The organism is Natranaerobius trueperi (genome assembly GCF_002216005.1).
In the GTDB taxonomy this organism is placed as follows: domain Bacteria; phylum Bacillota; class Natranaerobiia; order Natranaerobiales; family Natranaerobiaceae; genus Natranaerobius_A; species Natranaerobius_A trueperi.
The window spans coordinates 1-3,214 of the sequence record NZ_NIQC01000057.1 but is presented as its reverse complement, the minus strand read 5'-3'; the positions used below and the strand labels follow the sequence as shown (position 1 = coordinate 3,214).

2 rRNA genes are annotated in these 3,214 nt (G+C 53.9%); both read left to right on the top strand.

Going from position 1 to position 3,214, the window contains the following annotated elements:
* Nucleotides 1-41 precede the first annotated feature (41 nt).
* Nucleotides 42-3,041 (top strand): 23S ribosomal RNA (locus CDO51_RS12920).
* Between the two features lie 61 nt (nucleotides 3,042-3,102).
* Nucleotides 3,103-3,214 (top strand): 5S ribosomal RNA (gene rrf, locus CDO51_RS12915); the annotation flags it as partial.

Below are 3,214 nucleotides of genomic sequence, written 5' to 3'. Positions count from 1 at the left end.
ATTTGTTCTTTGAAAACTGCACATTGAGTAGTAAAGAAAGAGGTCAAGGTATTAAGGGCGTACGGTGGATGCCTTGGCGCCAGGAGGCGAAGAAGGACGCGGCCAGCGGCGAAACGCCACGGCGAGCTGTAAGCAAGCTACGACCCGTGGATTTCCGAATGGGGGAACCCACCTAGGTTTAAGCCTAGGTACCGTATGGTGAACTAAGTAGCCATACGGGGCTAGACCCGGGGAACTGAAACATCTTAGTACCCGGAGGAGGAGAAAGCAAGTAAGCGATTTCCTAAGTAGCGGCGAGCGAACGGGAAATAGCCCAAACCTATACAGTGTAAAAGTCTGACTGCGTTGCTGTATAGGGGTTGTGGGTAGTACTAATCCTTCAGTCAGGAAGGAGGTGGTATGTTTGTTTACTAACCGAACACGACTGGAACGTCGGACCAAAGAGGGTGAAAGTCCCGTAGGTGAAAGTAAATAAACAACCACTAGTACTCACCCGAGTACCACGGGGCCCGAGAAACCCTGTGGGAACCTGGGAGGACCACCTTCCAAGGCTAAATACTTCCTGGCGACCGATAGCGCACAAGTACCGTGAGGGAAAGGTGAAAAGCACCCCGGGAGGGGAGTGAAATAGAACCTGAAACCGTATGCCTACAATCAGTGGAAGCAGCCTTTGGGCTGTGACCGCGTACTTTTTGTAGAACGGGCCGGCGAGTTACGATCTAGAGCAAGGTTAAGGGCCACAGGTCCGAAGCCGCAGGGAAACCGAGTCTGAATAGGGCGAATTCAGTTCTAGGTCGTAGACCCGAAACCGAGTGACCTACCCATGGCCAGGGTGAAGCTTGGGTAAAACCGAGTGGAGGCCCGCACCCACCAATGTTGAAAAATTGGGGGATGAGCTGTGGGTAGAGGTGAAATGCTAATCGAACTCGGAGATATCTGGTTCTCCCCGAAATAGCTTTAGGGCTAGCCTCGAAGGTTCAATAGTGGAGGTAGAGCACTGATTGGGCTAGGGTCCCCATCCGGATACCGAACCCAGTCAAACTCCGAATGCCACTATTTAAGACTTCGGGAGTCAGACCATGTGAGATAAGTTTCATGGTCGAGAGGGAAACAACCCAGACCATCAGCTAAGGTCCCCAAGTACAGGCTAAGTGGGAAAGGATGTGGGATCGCAGAGACAACCAGGATGTTGGCCTAGAAGCAGCCAGCATTTAAAGAGTGCGTAATAGCTCACTGGTCAAGCGATCCTGCGCCGAAAATTTCCGGGGCTAAAGCCTGTCACCGAAGCTATGGCTTGTTAGCTTTGCTAACAGGGGTAGGGGAGCGTTCCCTTCGGGTAGAAGTCGTGTTGGAAGGCACGGTGGACTGAAGGGAAGTGAGAATGCCGGCATGAGTAACGAGAGATAGGTGAGAATCCTATCCGCCGAAAGCCCAAGGTTTCCTGAGGAAGGCTCGTCCGCTCAGGGTAAGTCGGGACCTAAGCTGAGGCCGAAAGGCGTAGGCGATGGGAAACTGGTGGAAATTCCAGTACCATCTGAAAACCGCTTGTAGTTAAGGGGTGACGCAGTAGGGTAGGTTGAGCGCGGTGTTGGTTATCCGCGTCCAAGCGACCAAGGTAGTAGGGGTAGGCAAATCCGTCCCTATGATAATCTGAGGCGCGATGGGGAGCGAAACAATAAGTAGTGAACTCGCTGATCCCACACTGCCAGGAAAAGCCTCTAGCGAGGTTTTCAGATGCCCGTACCGTAAACCAACACAGGTGGGCTGGGTGAGTAACCCAAGGCGACCGGGAGAACCCTTGTTAAGGAACTCGGCAAAATGACCCCGTAACTTCGGGAGAAGGGGTGCCCCGTTAGGGTGATTGCAATCGCATGAGCCCGAGGGGGCCGCAGTGAATAGGCCCGAGCGACTGTTTACCAAAAACACAGGTCTCTGCTAAGTCGTAAGACGAAGTATAGGGGCTGACGCCTGCCCGGTGCTGGAAGGTTAAGGGGCGAAGTTAGCTCTCGAGCGAAGCTTCAAACCTAAGCCCCAGTAAACGGCGGCCGTAACTATAACGGTCCTAAGGTAGCGAAATTCCTTGTCGGGTAAGTTCCGACCCGCACGAAAGGCGCAACGACTTGGGCACTGTCTCAACAAGGGACCCGGTGAAATTGAAATACCTGTAAAAATGCAGGTTACCCGCGACTAGACGGAAAGACCCCGTGGAGCTTTACTGTAACCTGACATTGGGTTTTGGTATCGGATGTACAGGATAGGTGGGAGGCATGGATACCGGGGCGCAAGCCTCGGTGGAGCCATCCGTGGGATACCACCCTTCCGGTACCGAAATTCTAACCGCGAGCCGTTATCCGGCTCCGGAACAGTGTCAGGCAGGCAGTTTGACTGGGGCGGTCGCCTCCTAAAGAGTAACGGAGGCGCCCAAAGGTTCCCTCAGCGCGGTTGGAAATCGCGCGCAGAGTGCAAAGGCACAAGGGAGCTTGACTGCGAGAGAGACATCTCGAGCAGGTACGAAAGTAGGGCTTAGTGATCCGGCGGTTCCGAGTGGAAGGGCCGTCGCTCAACGGATAAAAGCTACCCCGGGGATAACAGGCTTATCTCCCCCAAGAGTCCACATCGACGGGGAGGTTTGGCACCTCGATGTCGGCTCATCGCATCCTGGGGCTGTAGTAGGTCCCAAGGGTTGGGCTGTTCGCCCATTAAAGCGGTACGTGAGCTGGGTTCAGAACGTCGTGAGACAGTTCGGTCCCTATCTGTCGCGGGCGTAGGAGACTTGAGTGGAGCCGTCCCTAGTACGAGAGGACCGGGACGGACGGACCCCTGGTGTACCAGTTGTTCTGCCAAGAGCATTGCTGGGTAGCCACGTCCGGACGGGATAAGCGCTGAAGGCATCTAAGCGCGAAGCCCTCCACAAGATGAGGTCTCCAGCCTACACTCGTGTAGGGTAAGACCCCAGATAGATGATCTGGTTGATAGGCCAGAGGTGTAAGGAGAGCAATCTCTTTAGCTGACTGGTACTAATAGGTCGAGGCCTTGACCTCTTTCTAACTAACTCAATGTGTAGTTTTCAAAGAACAAATCTAAAACATATTTGATTTCTAGCCCGGTGAAAATAGCGGAGGGGATACACCTGTTACCATGCCGAACACAGCAGTTAAGCCCTCCTGCGCCTATGGTACTGGGAGCGAAAGCTCCTGGGAGAGTAGGTCTTCGC